17 protein-coding genes are annotated in these 14707 nt (G+C 51.2%); 8 read left to right on the top strand and 9 right to left on the bottom strand.

Annotated features, from left to right (window positions below; all coding sequences use genetic code 11):
* Positions 1-216 precede the first annotated feature (216 nt).
* The 4 genes from narJ to METTU_RS17600 all read left to right on the top strand — a co-directional run bounded on the left by narJ (position 217) and on the right by METTU_RS17600 (position 3587).
* Positions 217-927, top strand: a complete 711-nt coding sequence (narJ, locus tag METTU_RS17615; RefSeq protein WP_006893223.1) for a nitrate reductase molybdenum cofactor assembly chaperone — start codon at positions 217-219, stop codon at positions 925-927.
* Between the two features lie 13 nt (positions 928-940).
* Positions 941-1618, top strand: coding sequence for a respiratory nitrate reductase subunit gamma (gene narI, locus METTU_RS17610; RefSeq protein ID WP_006893222.1), 678 nt, complete (start codon positions 941-943; stop codon positions 1616-1618).
* A gap of 109 nt (positions 1619-1727) precedes the next feature.
* Positions 1728-3074, top strand: coding sequence for a GGDEF domain-containing protein (locus METTU_RS17605; protein WP_006893220.1), 1347 nt, complete (start codon positions 1728-1730; stop codon positions 3072-3074).
* 150 nt (positions 3075-3224) lie between these two features.
* Positions 3225-3587 (top strand): NUDIX domain-containing protein, encoded by a 363-nt coding sequence (locus METTU_RS17600; protein ID WP_006893218.1) that lies wholly within the window; start codon positions 3225-3227, stop codon positions 3585-3587.
* Positions 3588-3720: 133 nt separating this feature from the next.
* Here METTU_RS17600 and METTU_RS17595 read toward each other — a convergent pair whose 3' ends face one another.
* Positions 3721-3948 (bottom strand): toxin-antitoxin system YwqK family antitoxin, encoded by a 228-nt coding sequence (locus METTU_RS17595; protein ID WP_006893217.1) that lies wholly within the window; start codon positions 3946-3948, stop codon positions 3721-3723.
* 108 nt (positions 3949-4056) lie between these two features.
* On the opposite strand from METTU_RS17595, the gene METTU_RS22740 reads away from it, so the two are divergent.
* Positions 4057-4245, top strand: coding sequence for a DUF1289 domain-containing protein (locus tag METTU_RS22740; protein WP_006893216.1), 189 nt, complete (start codon positions 4057-4059; stop codon positions 4243-4245).
* A gap of 78 nt (positions 4246-4323) precedes the next feature.
* Here METTU_RS22740 and METTU_RS17590 read toward each other — a convergent pair whose 3' ends face one another.
* Positions 4324-4878 carry a cytochrome b/b6 domain-containing protein gene (locus tag METTU_RS17590; protein ID WP_006893215.1) on the bottom strand — a complete coding sequence of 185 codons (555 nt, stop codon included), beginning with the start codon at positions 4876-4878 and terminating at the stop codon, positions 4324-4326.
* Positions 4879-5119: 241 nt separating this feature from the next.
* Positions 5120-5560, bottom strand: a complete 441-nt coding sequence (locus METTU_RS17585) for a hypothetical protein (RefSeq protein WP_006893214.1) — start codon at positions 5558-5560, stop codon at positions 5120-5122.
* Between the two features lie 170 nt (positions 5561-5730).
* On the opposite strand from METTU_RS17585, the gene METTU_RS17580 reads away from it, so the two are divergent.
* Positions 5731-6723 carry an AraC-like ligand-binding domain-containing protein gene (locus METTU_RS17580; RefSeq protein ID WP_006893213.1) on the top strand — a complete coding sequence of 331 codons (993 nt, stop codon included), beginning with the start codon at positions 5731-5733 and terminating at the stop codon, positions 6721-6723.
* A gap of 198 nt (positions 6724-6921) precedes the next feature.
* Here METTU_RS17580 and METTU_RS17575 read toward each other — a convergent pair whose 3' ends face one another.
* From METTU_RS17575 to METTU_RS17560, 4 genes are all read right to left on the bottom strand, one after another.
* Complete coding sequence (locus METTU_RS17575; RefSeq protein WP_006893212.1) at positions 6922-8370, bottom strand: efflux transporter outer membrane subunit; 1449 nt, start codon at positions 8368-8370, stop codon at positions 6922-6924.
* Positions 8367-9326 carry an efflux RND transporter periplasmic adaptor subunit gene (locus METTU_RS17570; RefSeq protein WP_006893211.1) on the bottom strand — a complete coding sequence of 320 codons (960 nt, stop codon included), beginning with the start codon at positions 9324-9326 and terminating at the stop codon, positions 8367-8369. Before METTU_RS17570 ends, METTU_RS17575 begins: the two co-directional genes overlap by 4 nt.
* Before the next feature lie 285 nt (positions 9327-9611).
* On the bottom strand, positions 9612-10325 hold the full coding sequence (locus tag METTU_RS17565; RefSeq protein ID WP_006893210.1) for an ABC transporter ATP-binding protein: 714 nt from the start codon (positions 10323-10325) through the stop codon (positions 9612-9614).
* Positions 10326-10328: 3 nt separating this feature from the next.
* Complete coding sequence (locus METTU_RS17560) at positions 10329-11483, bottom strand: ABC transporter permease (RefSeq protein WP_006893208.1); 1155 nt, start codon at positions 11481-11483, stop codon at positions 10329-10331.
* A 425-nt stretch (positions 11484-11908) separates the two neighbouring features.
* Here METTU_RS17560 and METTU_RS17555 point away from each other — a divergent pair, with 425 nt between their 5' ends.
* Positions 11909-12850, top strand: a complete 942-nt coding sequence (locus tag METTU_RS17555; protein WP_006893207.1) for a DMT family transporter — start codon at positions 11909-11911, stop codon at positions 12848-12850.
* Between the two features lie 22 nt (positions 12851-12872).
* Positions 12873-13721, top strand: coding sequence for an alpha/beta fold hydrolase (locus tag METTU_RS17550; RefSeq protein ID WP_081466946.1), 849 nt, complete (start codon positions 12873-12875; stop codon positions 13719-13721).
* Between the two features lie 352 nt (positions 13722-14073).
* On the opposite strand, the gene METTU_RS23785 is transcribed toward METTU_RS17550, so the two are convergent.
* A complete protein-coding gene (locus METTU_RS23785) occupies positions 14074-14226 on the bottom strand; it encodes a hypothetical protein (RefSeq protein WP_006893202.1) in 153 nt (50 codons plus the stop codon).
* A 17-nt stretch (positions 14227-14243) separates the two neighbouring features.
* A complete protein-coding gene (locus METTU_RS17545; RefSeq protein ID WP_006893200.1) occupies positions 14244-14690 on the bottom strand; it encodes a DUF1810 domain-containing protein in 447 nt (148 codons plus the stop codon).
* Positions 14691-14707 lie beyond the last annotated feature (17 nt).

Raw genomic sequence — 14707 nt, 5'->3', positions numbered from 1 at the left:
ACGCAGCGCGTGGGAACGAGGGTTTGCTAGTTCCCAAGCTCCAGCTTGGGAATTCAGTGCGGGAAGCTCCAGCTTCCCGTTTCGCGAAGCTGCGACTGCATGGATGCAGGAGGTAGAGCAACGCAGGGAGCAGTTGCCGAGAGCTTCGTTAACTGGGTTCCCAAGCAGGAGCTTGGGAACCAGCGTAACCCGCATAACGACAACACAGGAGCTAAAATGAGCATGCAAACCCTAAAAGTTCTATCGCTACTCCTGAGCTATCCCGAAGCCGAGATGCTTGAAGCAATAGACGAAATGGCGGAGGTCGTCGAGCAGGAAAATCTGCTGCTGGAAGACCATAAAAAATCCGTACTGGCGCTGATCGATTCATATCGCGGCGCAGACCTGATGGATAGCCAAGAGGATTATGTGGCGTTATTCGACCGGGGACGGTTTTTGTCGCTGCATATATTCGAGCATGTCCACGGCGAATCCCGAGACCGCGGGCAGGCCATGGTTAACCTGCTGCAAATGTACGAAGCGCACGGCTTTGAAATGTCCACGCATGAACTGCCGGACTACATCCCGTTATTTCTGGAGTTTCTCTCGCAGCAAGAACAGGCCGAAGCTATGCAGTTATTGCAAGACGCGATGCCCGTGTTAAGTTTGCTGGGTGCGCGTTTAACCGAACGCGGCAGCGAGTTTCGCGCAATTTTCGACGCACTGGCAGGTTTTGCCGGCGAACCCGATGAGTTGGAAGAAATCCGTCAGCAAGTCGCAACCGAAGGCGAGGATGAAACGGTAGTTTACATGGATGAAATTTGGGAAGATGAAGCCGTCAGTTTTATGGGGGCAGGGGATGCGTGTAAAAGCCAAACCCCCGCAGCCAGTCCGATCACAATCACGCCGCGCGAGCAGTTTTTAAAAGCGCAAAACCGTTCTCTTTAAGAAGGAGTCAATCGTGGATTATCTCAATACCTTACTATTCGGCTATTACCCTTATGTCGCCATCAGCGTATTTTTCATCGGCAGCCTGGCGCGTTACGACCGCGACCAATACACTTGGCGCACCGGTTCCAGCCAATTTTTGCGAGCCGACGAATTAAGGCTGGGCAGCAACTTATTCCATATCGGCATCCTGTTGCTGTTCGTCGGGCATTTCGTCGGCCTGTTGACGCCGCCTGCGGTTTATCATGCCTTGGGCTTGTCAACGTCTGGCAAACAAATGCTGGCCGTAGTTGCGGGCGGCATCTTCGGCGGCTTGTGTTTAAGAGGTATCATTATCCTGATACGCCGCCGCCTGACCGATGCCCGCATTCGCGCCACCAGCAGCCGCATGGATATTTTCATTTTGTTGCTGATCGGCGTACAGCTGGTGCTGGGCCTGATGACCTTGCCTATTTCCATTTATCATCATGACGGCGCTAACATGTTGCTGCTGTCGGAGTGGGCGCAACGCATCGTGACTTTCCGTAGCGGCGCGGCGGATCAAGTCAGTGAGATTGGCATTATCTTCAAATTGCATTTGTTTTTAGGGCAAACCTTGTTCCTGGTTTTTCCGTTTAGTCGCTTGGTGCATGTTTGGAGCGTTCCGCTGGGCTATGTCACGCGTCCTTATCAAGTCGTTCGCAGACGTTAATGGAATGGCTGAGCGTTAAGGCTCAAGCGCTGTATAATGCCATGAGGAGGCCGGTGCGCCCTGAAAATCATGATCATGGATAAAATAAATTGCAGCCCGTATCGTTCTAATGATGCATTCACTCAGAATTAAACTTTCATTAGCGCTTATTATCACCAGTATGAGTGCTGTCATCGTCGTCGGTGTCGTTGCCCAGTGGCGTGTATCGACAAGATTCGACCAAATGGCGATGGAGCGCTCTTTTGAAAATTTCCAGGCGGATGTTACGGCCTATATTGCCTCTTACGGGTCTTGGAATGAAGCACAACAGGTCGAACGGTTTGGCCAGTTTGTCAGACGCAGGCACATGCCGACAGACACACTTTCCGATGAACCGTTCTTTGCCGGGCCGAAAAGCCGGATAGGGCCTGCCGGGCGGCGATTGACGCCGCCGATACCGGATGAGCCTGAGTGGGCTCCGCCGTTCCTGTTCATATTGCTGGATCCGCAGGGCAAGGTGTTATTGGGGGGCGGAAAATATGAAAATGGAGAATTTGTGCCGGTGTCGGCCCGTTTGGGGGCGAGTCCTGTTATGCTGGAAAACCAGGTACTGGCATTGGCGATTCCGCAGGGTAAGCCCAATTTGTCCGCGATAGACCGGAATTATCTGGCGACAATCAGGGAAGCGCTGATATATGGATTTTTTATTGCCGGCATGCTGGCGATTTTTCTCGGTTTTCTGCTCAGTAAGCGGTTAAGCAGCTCGCTTCATGAGCTGACAATGGCTATCAGAGCCATGAACCAGGGCGAACTCCGGCAAAAAGTGACGGTGCATGGCAAGGACGAAACAGGCATCCTTGCGGAAGCGTTTAATCGCATGAGTGCGGATCTTGCTCATGCCTACGAGGAACTGGAAGAGTCCCACCGCACCATTAGCGAGCAGGCGTTGCTTTTAAAAGAGCTGAGCATCCGCGATGAATTGACCCAGCTCTATAATCGTCGCTATTTTAATGAACAGGCAATCAAGCTTTTTGCCCAAATGAAACGATATAACCATTCATTGAGCTTTATGATTGGCGATATCGATCATTTCAAGCGGATAAATGACAGATTTTCCCATGCTACCGGCGACGAGGTGCTAAAAGCCGTTTCCGGCATATTGAAAAACAGCACACGTGCAAGCGACATTGTCGCCCGTTATGGCGGTGAGGAATTTGTCGTTATTTTTCCTGAAACGCCGTTGATGCAGGCAGCGGCACAATGCGAAAGACTGCGTAAGTTGATTGAGGGTTTTCCCTGGTCAACCATACATCCCGATCTTCAGGTTACCATGAGTATGGGCCTGAGTGACGATCTTAGTCTTGAGCGCTTCGAACACATATTGGCGGCTGCCGATAATAATCTGTATCGGGCAAAAGCCGACGGCAGAAACCGGCTTTGTTCGGCGGCTTTGGAGCCTGAGTGTGCAACGCTTTAATATGCGCACCGCTTTGGCAGCGGTGCCGTGCAATACAAAGAAGCCAAGGGCGCGCATCCTGGAAATACACGAAAATTAGGCTTATTTAGAAAATAATTGACATCGTATGCATCAAATTGGCCGGCAGCCTGACAGACCTATGACTAGAAGATGCTCGAAGAAGACGAATTTATTAGGGTGGTGAAAAATACGCCGCTGGTGGCGCTGGATCTTGTTATTCGCTCCAAGGATAACGAGTTGCTGATGGGCATGCGGGTAAACGAACCGGCGGCGGGTTGGTGGTTCGTACCCGGCGGACGAATCCGAAAAGACGAATCAATCGAGGATGCGTTTTTGAGGATAACGAAGGCAGAGTTAGGGAAGCCCTACTCGATTGATCATGCCCGGCTATTGGGCGCATTTACTCATAAGTACCCGACAAACTTTACTCACGTGCCGGGCGTCAGCACGCATTACGTTGTTCTTGCTTATGAGCTACCGGTTGATGTCGATCAGCAGCAACTTCCGATGTAGCAACATAGCGAATATCGCTGGGTGGGAAAAAACGGCGATCTGACTATGGTTCATCCGAACGCCAAGGCGTATTTCCCCCACGCGTAGCGCCGAGGCCAATAAGTTAAGAAAAACCGCATCTTTTCGGTATCAGTCAAATTTGGCTTCCATTTTCAAAGATGATTTCCCCCACTTTATGTCCGTATTCATCCCACATAATAAGCGAACCATTTTTCCTGCCGTCTTTGTATTTCACTTCAACATATTTCTTGCCGTTTGAATGATGCATTTCATGTTTGCCTGTGAAGGGGGTCTCTGCATTAGGCCGGTAAGCAAGTTCATTTCTAATGTCCAGCTCCTCCTCGCAGGCCGGGGTTTGCAACCCCGTCCTATACGTTTTTGCAATGCCTGAGCTTAATAGCTATGTTTAACCAACACAAAACCTTTCGAATGTGGGCAACATGCCCCGTCCAGCTCTGGAGATTCTTCATTGATAAATATTATCTCGCCGTGTGTAAGGAACTGCTGCCTGAATGGGGAAGATGTCTGCCTTGGTTGCTTTCGCAGCATTGATGAAATTCTTCAATGGAGCGATGCAACAGAACAGCAAAAGCAAAAAATAATATATTTGGCAAATGCACGAAAATTGATCATCGATTTAAATATGGATCATATATAGATTCTGGCGGTGACAGCCAGGTAGGTCGGGTTAGGCTACGCTAACCCGACCTACGCAACTGAAACTTGCGCAAAAGGATTATTTTTTCTTAAACCCATGCACCATCGCCCTGGCCAGATTCTCTCGGTGGATATAGCTTTCTATAGCCACGCCTGCGACATGCACTACCACCAGAATCAACGTGAAGTTGGCGAAAAACTCATGCACTTCTTCCCACATTTTTTCGTTGGCCGGGCCTATAGCCGCCAGCGGTCCGGCGGCCTGGTCTGCGCCGTACACCGCAAATCCGGTGATAACCGTCGCTAATAGACTGACCAGTAATAAGACAATCATCGCCGCACCCGCCGGGTTGTGGCCGATGTAACGCTGGGTTTTTAATACGAGCAGGTCTTTAATATAGGCAATTGACTTGGCAGGGCTGCATAAAAAATTCGAGAACCGGGCATAGTCGTTGCCGATAAATCCCCAGACCAATCGGAATGCCAATAATCCGGCCACCAGATAACCCGCCCAGACGTGAACCGTTAATAAGTCATCTTCAGTCAGGTAAGCGATAAAAAATCCGGCAACCAGCAGCCAGTGAAAAATTCTAAGCGGGAGATCCCATACTTTAACTAATTCTTGCGAGTTCATTTTTGTACCCCTGTTCTTGTCGTGTTGATGAGCTATTAATTATATTTCATAGACATACAATGTATGACCGTCATTCCGGCATGGATTGCCGGAATCCAGGCACCATGGATGGATTGAATTGACCATTCATGGCACTAGAAACCCGCTCCCCGCGGCCTGACAAAGTAGACTTAAGAAAAAACCGGAAATGCAGTTGAGCTTAACATGACACTAAAATTCATTCTAGGTATTGGCGGCCTGTTCAACCCCATATCCGTAAAAAGAAACCCAGCAACAGCACGGAAAATCCGCCGATTTCCGCCACCGCCAGGATATTGAGCATAAGGTAATCTTTCGCTCGGTCGGCGGAATCGCGCAGGCTGTTATTGCTTTGGGTGGTCAAGCCTAGGTTGATATAGTGGAAAATAGCGATGCCGAAAAACAGTAGCGGAAAGATCACGGCGACGGTATTCACTGTATCGGAAAATGCGCTGGTCGCGGCGAAAACGGCAAGCAATTGCGCCGCAAACGCGTACATCAGTGCGGCACGGTGGGCGGTGTTGACATAGTGCGGCGTTTCGGCGCTTGGGTGCCGTCTCATGCAGAGGTACTTCCATGCGCCGGTCAGCAAACCGGTCATAAAGAAAATGCCGGAGGCGATAAGCGCAATGCGGGGCGCTGCGTGGTTGAGTAGTTCTTCCATTTTAGTATCCTTGAGTGTGTTGACAGTTTTGCCGAAGGGTTAAGCCTTTAGTCTGGTGTTTTTTACGGTTTCCCGCTGGTGCGAAACGGAACTAAAACTTGACCGTAACGGCTGTTTCGACTTTTATATGAAAACAATGAGTGAATATTTCTTTAAACAAGGTCCGGATCATGAATATGACTGCGTTATCCGATAAACTGCCGGGCAGAGCCGGTCTCAAGCTTTCGAGCAACGCTATTGCGCCGCGTGAAAGAGTCGACTGGTTGCGTGAGGTGATATGCCGTGAATACACGCATGTTGAGATAATCTCACCCGCCCATGGCAACTTGTCGCAAGACCTGATTATTTATCCTTGGGGAAATCTGCAACTGTCGATAATTCAATCCAGCCCGATCTCGTTACAGCGATTGCCCAGGGAGCCGCACTTGAGCAGCCAGGATGCCTACTTCGTGGTCATGCTTCTTTCCGGTTCCGGCCTGTTGGAGCAAAATGGACGGGAAGTTTTGCTCCGGCCGGGCGACATAAGTCTCTATGATGCGACCCGGCCGCACCGGGTTCATTGCTTTGGCGAGTTAAGCAAGATGATTTATTTATCAATCCCTCGGTCGGTGTTCAGGGACAGAATTGCGGGGATAGACCGTTGCACTGCGTTGCGCATTCCCGGCGCTCAAGGAATCGGTTTTGTTGCATCGAATTTCCTGCGCTCGTCCGCCACTCACGCCGACCAGTTACAAGACCACGAATTCTCCAGCCTTTCCGATCATGCGTTGGATTTGCTGACCTTGGCCGTCGCATCGGTGCGCCCGGTTGATTTTAATCTGTCCAGAAGCCGGTCAGTCTCGCTTAACGGCATCAAGACGTTCATCGAGCAAAACCTTAGGGATGCCGGTCTCGATACAGGTTTGATTACCCGTCACGCGGGTTTGTCGGCGCGTTATATCAACGACCTGTTTACAGATGAAAGGACTTCATTGATGCGCTACGTTTGGAAGCGCAGGCTGGAGAATTGCCGAAAGGATATGCAAGATCCGGTTTATGCAGGCCATCGATTGTCCGACATTGCATTTCGCTGGGGGTTTAACGATGCGGCGCATTTTAGTCGTGCATTCAAGCAGCGGTTTGGCTGTTCCCCGCGTGAATTCCGGCGAAGCTGTTCAACCTAGAAAAATTATTTGATCCACGAAAGCCAAAAGTAGGCGCCTCCAGGCGGCACGAAAAGCACGAAAATATTCAACTCGATACCAAGTTGCGAATCATCACCCAAAGGGTGAATGGCTGTGCAATACAACATAATGACTTTTTTCGTGTCTTTCGTGCTTTTCGTGAACTAACTGCGGTTTTCAGGTTGAACGGTGCCGAGGCTATTTTTCAACATCACTCACGATAGCCTCGGTTTGCCAGCCGCCGCCTAGCGCTTTATACAGGGCGACCAGGTTGCCGGCAAGCTGGGACTCGCTGGTGACCAGCAAGCTCTGGGCTTGATAAAGCGCGGTTTGGCTGGTCAGTACATCAAGAAATGCGGTCAAGCCCTTTTGATAGCGTTCGTTGGCTAATTGAACCGCCAGCTGGTTGGCGGCAACGGCTTTTGCCAATGCTTTGTGCCGCTGCTGCTCTTTGCTATAGGCGATCAGCGCATCTTCCACTTCCTTAAAAGCCGATAAAACGGTGGACTGATAAGTCAGGAAGGATTGCTCAAATTGCGCTTTTTTGCTGTCGATATTGGCGTTCAGTTTTCCCCAATTGAAGATCGGCAGTGTTAATGATGACGCTGCCGACCACGATTTTCCGACCGGCGTGAAGTCGGTGATGGTCGTGTTTTGCAAGCCGATGAACGCTGCCAGGTTGATTTTCGGGTAAAGCTCGGCGGTTGCAACGCCGACCGATGCGTTAGCGACGGCCAGTTGCCGTTCGGCGCGGCGAATGTCCGGCCTGCGTTGTAATAATTCGGAGGGGAGGTTGGTTATTACATTAGCGGCAATGGCCGGGATAGTGCCTTGTTGGTCAAGCCGAACGACCAGCGCACCGGGTTCTTTGCCGAGCAATACGCTGAGTGCGTGTATCGATTGCTTGACTGCCGTTTCATAATTCGGCAACTGCGCCTCGGTCGTTGCCGCCAGTGCTTGCGCCTGGGTCACTTCCAGCATGCCGGCAAGCCCTGTCTGTTGGCGGATTTGCGTCAGTTCCTGGGTTTCCTGCTGCGCATGTAAATTTTCACGGGTAATGGCGATCAGTCGTTGATTGGCGCGCAGCTCGATATAGTTGCGGGCGACTTCGCCCAACAGCGTAACCAGCACATCCCGGCTGTTTTCGACTTCGACATCAATCGTTGCATCGGCAGATTCTACCGCACGCCTGACGCCGCCGAAAAAATCCAGCTCCCATTGGGCATCGAAGCCCATCTGGAAAATGTTGATGAATTGATTGCCGATGCCAAAACCGCCGCCCGCAGAGGATGTGCCGGTTTGGGAAGCGGGTGAGGACGAGTTGTTGAACCGCCTGCTGGCGCTGCTCTTGGCGTCCAAGCTGGGCAAGCCTGCTGCAATGGTTGCTGAACGCAGGGCGCGGGCGTCTTTAACCCGCTCCAAGGCAAGCTTCAAATCCAGGTTGGACGCGATGGCCTCGCTGATCAGTTTGTCGAGAATCGGATCGTTAAAAGTCTTCCACCATTGTTCCGGTTGGGAACCTTGAACCGCAGGCGTTTCAGTCCATTGCCGGGGAATCGGGATTTTGGGGCGCTGATAGTCGGGGCCGACAGCAAAGCAGCCGGATAACAGCAGGGCGGCAAAAAGTGCAAGCGGGCGACGGGTCATAACGGTGAACCGCCATCTTCTGCATAATCCTTGGCTTCAATGAAGACATCCATTTGCTGGCCCACATAGACCGGCAGTTGGCTCCTGTCAAAGCTGTACAGCGCCTGCAAAACGCGGGTATCAACCTGTTCGGTGCTGTCGCCGGTCAGCGATTTTTTGGGGATCACATAGGGCTCGACATAAGCCGGAATCAGATCGGTTTTGAAGTTCCGGTTGCCGCGCAGGAAGGCCACGGCCTTGCTGTTTTTGTCGAACCGCCAGGCGTCATTCTCGTCAATGTCTACCCGCACATGCAGCTGATCCATATTACCCAGCACCAGCAACGGTGTGGTCAAGGCTCCGGCTTGGGCGAACTCGCCGGGCCGGATATTGACCTGCAACACCTCGCCGTCTACCGGCGCTTGAACGACGAGCCGGGCCAGCGTGGTTTGCGTCGTTGCCAACGCGGCTTCGGCCTGTTGCATCAGGGCTTTGGCGCTGTCCAGTTTGGCGGCGTTGATCTGCAGGGCATTGCGTCGCCTAAGCAATTCCTCGGAACTGATGGCGCGGCGGTCGGTCACCGCTTCGGCCAAATCGCTCAGCGATTGGGTATCTTTGAGCGAGGCATTGGCTTCGTTAATACCGGCTTGAGCTTTGGCGAGATCGGCGCGTTTAACGGCTAATTCCGCGCGGGTATCTCGGTCGTCCAGGTAAAACAGCGGCGCCCCGGCTTTGACCTTATCGCCGACCTTGACGGCCAAGGTTTTGACGATGCCGGACAAGGGCGTGCCGATGGCGATGTTCTGGCTTTTTGCCTCGACAATACCCGCCCCGGCAATAAACGATTTAAACGGCGCGGAGGCGGGCGGCGCAACGGCGGGAGCAACCGGTATCGGCTTATTGCTGTTGACGACCGTATAAATCGCAAAAAAGAATCCGACAGCCGCCAGTATCGGTAATGTGTATTTGACTTGCATACCACCTCCTGTAGATAGATTGTAACGACTCAGCAGTTAAAAAAAATGGAACGCTGATGCCAAAGCAGGCACCTCTAGGCGACGCTGATAATTATGATTAAATAAGATTTTATCTGTGTTCATCATATTCATCCGCGTCATCTGCGTTCTATTGTGTTTGAGAATACTGAGTAGTTACGATAGGTTTATGATTCGATTGTTTTGCTGAGCACGAACTTAATGGTTATTGTCCACGAAAAGGCTTTGCAGCATAATTTTTAGCCTTTAGCCTTTAGCCTTTAGCCTTTAGCCTTTAGCCTTTAGCCCTGCCCCTTTCACCCCAACAATATGCCCGTCATCCATTTCGGCGATGCGGTCGGCGAAGTCGAAAATCCGGGCGTCATGGGTGACGATGACCAGCGCCCGGTCTTTGTGCAAGGCCACTTCCTTGAGCAGGGTCATCACATTATGTCCGGTTTCATGGTCCAGCGAGCTGGTGGGCTCGTCGCAAACAATCAGTCTCGGACTATGAATCAGCGCTCGGGCAATGGCGACACGCTGCTGCTGTCCGCCGGAAAGCTCCGAGGGTAAAGCCGTCACTCTCGCGCCCAAGCCTACCTGCTCCAGCACAGCGACGGCTTTGCGCTCGGCATCGCTGCGTTTCATGCCGTTGATGATCAGCGGTACCGACACGTTTTCCGCCGCAGTGAGTGCAGGCAACAGGTTAAAGGCCTGAAACACGAAACCGATGTTGCGCGCCCTGAAATTCAGTTTGCGCTGGTTGCTCATGCTCAGTAAGTCCTCGCCGAATACTTCACAATAGCCGTCATCCTGGTCGAGAATACCGGCGATGACTGAAATCAACGTGGTCTTTCCGCAGCCTGAGGGGCCGACCAGCATCATCAACTCGCCCATCGCGATCTCCAGATTGACGCCGTTCAGCGCGGTCACTTTTTGGTCGCCGGTATCGTAAATCTTGACTACATTCTGGCAGCGTACCGCCAATGGTGATGGATTCATGCGTTAGCCTTTAAATACAATAGCCGGTTCCAAGCGAATCACTTTAATGATGCTGAGTAGTGCCGCAAAGATACAAATCAAGCTGACTCCGGCACCGCTAAACATAAGCAGTTGCCACGGAAACTTGAACGCCAGTATCGAATTGCGCATCGAATAGCCGAACAATGCGGTCAAGCCCACGCCTAACCCGTAACCGATGGTACCCACTAAAACCGCCTGTAGCAAAATCATGCGCAGCAAAACCCAGTTGCTGGTGCCCATCGCTTTCAGCACGCCGAATTGTCGCAGGTTCTCCAGCGTGCTGTTGTAGAAAGTCTGGCCGGCGATGGCCGCTCCGACGATAAAACCCAATAACACGGAAATGCCGAAATTAATCGGGATGCCGGTGTTGTGCATGAAATATTCATAAGTGAGGGTTTTAAACGCTTCCCCCGTATAAGCCGCCAAACCGGTAGTTGCCCGGATGCGTCGGGTCAATTCGGCGAGGTCTTGTCCTTGCTTGGCTTTAACCAGGACGAAGGACAACAACTTACGCTCCTTGGGCGCGTAGTTCTTGGCGCGGGAATAAGTGGTATAGACCACGGGTTGGGACTGAAAGGTGCGGGTGACCTTGGCGATGCCGACAACGATGGCGCGGTGATCGTTTAACTCCACGCTGTCGCCAATTTTAAGCGGAATGCGTTCGCCGCCGGGTGTGGGCTTGCCCAGTTTATCCCTGGCACCGTCTATATCGACGATAATGCCGTCGCTGCGGCGTAAATCTTCAATCGATCCTTCCAGCATGACCGGCGGGCCTCCGATTAAGGTGGCGTCGTCCAGGCCGACAACATTGCAGGTTTGGAAAGTGCCGTCGGCAAGTCGCGCTTTTAGAAGCCCCTTGTACATCGGCATCGCCCACTCCACGCCGGAAATGCCGCGCACCCGGTAAAGCTCGGTGTCCTGCAAGGGCTTAATGTCATCGACGAACTGGACTTTCTCGTCCATCACCCAAATATCGGGCAAACCGACATCCGATATGAAACTGTAAGAGCGCGACATCAGCCCCAAAAAAATCGCCGGTTGCTGGGTCATGATCAATGAGGCAAAGGTCAGTCCCATGACAATACCGAGATATTTGCCGCGATCCCCCATCAGCATTTTTATGGCAATGTGATTCATGGTTTTGAGTTCTTGGTTGGCTGGACGTGAAAGGATTCTATCATGCAACGCAAATTGATAACGGACAACCAGCGATGCCCATGTAGGGCGCGCCGTGCGCGCCAAAGGATAGCAGGATTATTCCAGCATCGGGGGAAGGCGCGCGTGGCACGCCCTACTCATCGTTCGTATTACGAGCAAGTGCTCGAAAACCCCACATAAATTGACAACGCACAAACGTATTCATAGAATACAAACCATGAACCACATGACCTCATCCCTGAAAATTAGCAAACGATGGCTGCGAAAGATTATTAGCTTTCACCGCAGTGCTGTCTTTTTGGTTCATTAGTCCCATTTTAGCAAAGCAACTGCGGGTCTTGTCCCCGTTGCTTTGGTAGTCTTTCCGGCAAGATTCGCAGTTTTTCCATTTTAAGGAGAAGTTTGTGCATCAACCCGAATCCGTTATACCGCCGAACAATCGTCAGGCTATTATCGGCTGCCTGTTTGTCTTACTTGGCGCGTTTGGCTTTTCAGCCAAAGCGGTGCTGATCAAATTAGCTTACGACTACAGTCATCAACTGGATGTCATCACCTTGATGGTGTTGCGCATGGCAATTTCATTACCTTTTTTTCTGGTGGTTGCGTTATGGCCAGTCAATAATTCGACAAAAGCGGAAGATGCACAACGCTTAAACAGGCAGGACTGGCTGATGATTTTCGGCTTGGGCATATTGGGCTACTACATTGCCAGCTACCTTGATTTTGCAGGGCTGCAATATATCTCGGCAGGTCTTGAGCGATTGATCTTGTTTCTTTATCCGACCTTCGTGGTTTTATTCACGGCGGCGATACAACGCCGGGCCATTAACCGGCATCAGGCACTTGCCTTGGCTTTAAGTTATGCGGGGATGATTCTGGTGTTTGTCGACAATAGGGCGGCAATGGCGTCATCGGGATTGTTGTTAGGTTCGGCATTGGTCTTGGCTAGCGCCATCGCCTTTGCTTTTTTCCTGATGGGTAGTGGCATGATGGTCAAACGGATAGGTTCGACGCGTTTTACCGCCTATTCGATGACCGTCGCCTGTCTGGCTACCGGCCTGCATTTCGTGATTCAGCACGGCGTCAAGCTATTGAATTTACCGGCCAATGTTTATTGGCTGGCGCTAATCATGGCGATTTTCTCCACCGTACTTCCGGCGTTTTTAATGAATGCCGGGATCAGTCGTATCGGCGCCGGTTCGGCATCCATTATCAGCTCTATAGGGCCGATAGGTACGTTGGCGCTGGCCTTCTTGTTGTTAAACGAGACCTTGACGGCGGCGCAACTGGCCGGGACTGCTTTGGTGTTGATCGGCGTTTATGTGGTCAGCCGGGCTAAGGCTTAAATGATTTATTAACAAGGAAAAAATGATGAAACTTTACCTGAAAATAATAACTTTATGGATATTCGCAGTCTGTTTGCCGGGTTGTCAGGAGTTGCCGGTAAAACAGCCTCAGATTGTTGAAAGCAATATCAAATCGGCGGACGGCGTACCCATTCACTTCACGATGCGCGGCAACGGCGATACCGCGCTGGTGTTTGTGCATTGCTGGTCTTGCGACAGCAGTTACTGGCAGGCGCAAATGGATTACTTTGCCGCCGACTATCGGGTGGTTGCTATCGATTTAGCGGGCCACGGTCAATCGGGAATGGGCAGGAAAGAGTATACGATTTCCGGTTTTGCGGATGATGTAGAGCACGTCATCGACAGTCTCGATTTAAAAAAAGTAATTCTGGTCGGGCATTCGATGGGCGGATCGGTCATTATCGAAACCGCACTGCGGATGCCGGAACGTGTTTCCGGGCTGGTTGCCGTGGATTCGTTCGAGACTAAGGTTCAATGGCCGCCGGAAAATAAAATTGCCGAAGTCCTTGCGCCGTTTAAAAGCGATTTTTATAAAACCACCTATCAGATGGTTAAGAGCATGTTTGCGCCGACCGCAGACCCGGTTATCGTTCAACATATCGCCGACGATATGGCTTCAGCGCCTCCAGAAGTCGGTATCAGCGCATTAACAAATATCTTTAAATGGGTATCCGGCGATTATCAAAAGCAGAGGAGTCGGTTGAAGTCCCCGTTGATTCATATTAATGCCGCTCAAACCAACAAACCGTCAGCGGCGGAAAAAGTCATTGTTGTGCAAAATGTCGGCCACTTTATCCCACAGGAAGCGCCGGACCGGTTTAATGCGGCTTTAAAACAGGCGCTTCAATAGGCCTGACTTAGCGCTGGTTTCCAATCTCCATATTGGGAACCTCAAAGGCGAAGCTAGAGCGTCCAAATCGAATTCCCAAGCTTGAGGCTCTCATCTTTATACACAAGTGCCTGTGGGACTCTGGCAAGGATACACAAGCCGTCTCTGCTCCGGTGCAAGCCTATGTCCATCGTTACATATTAAAGACGGCAGCGGGAGTGCAAGCTTTGCTTGCGCTTGCAGGCGAAGCCTGCACTCCAGCTTTCAACAACCGCCTGGACAGCCTTTGCGCGGGTACCCAAACTGGAGATTTGAGTACCCGCCGAAGATATGTATAACAATGAGAGCTTGAGCTTGGGATCTAGCGAACATTTCAAAGATTAGCATACGCTTCGTCATCCACAGCAGAATTCCATTCGCTCAAGGTGTCTTGTAGCGCTTCAGTAAAGGCCGAGTCGATCGGCGACTGGACACTGGTATGATCAATTTCAAAGGCAATTGCATCGCCTACACGTATCCAGGACATATAAAACCGGCTCCGGCTCATTTCGCCTTAAGTTTCTCTAATAATTGGAGCGTCAAAGCGTCCTGCTCGCCATTAAAATATTTATCAATGATACGGGCAAACACGGAGCATGGAGCTGCCACATAGGCAAACAATGTCATGGAAGATTTAAGCTTTAGATTATCAGGGTAACCGAAGATTTCTGAAATTGATCGTCCTTCAATGGCAAAAACCGCTTCGGCGCATTCCAGCAGTCTTTGTTCAAGAACGGGATGATTCAGGTATTGCCGAGCTTCTTCTATACTCTTAATGGCATAGTGTTTTGATGTTGCACTGTGCCCCAGGCCATCAATTTGCGGGAATATGTACCACATCCAGTGAGTGCGTTTCCGGCCGTTTCTTAACTCTGCGAGGACGCTGGCATAGATGCTTTCTTGCGCATTCGTGAAACGACTTAAGTCGACGGTGTTGCTTGCGTTTATCATGCTTGGCTCCTTGGCGA

Origin of the sequence: Methylobacter tundripaludum SV96, from assembly GCF_000190755.2 — a bacterium.
GTDB lineage: Bacteria > Pseudomonadota > Gammaproteobacteria > Methylococcales > Methylomonadaceae > Methylobacter_A > Methylobacter_A tundripaludum.
Note: the sequence above shows the minus strand (reverse complement) of the source record. Positions and strands in the feature narration are given on the sequence as shown.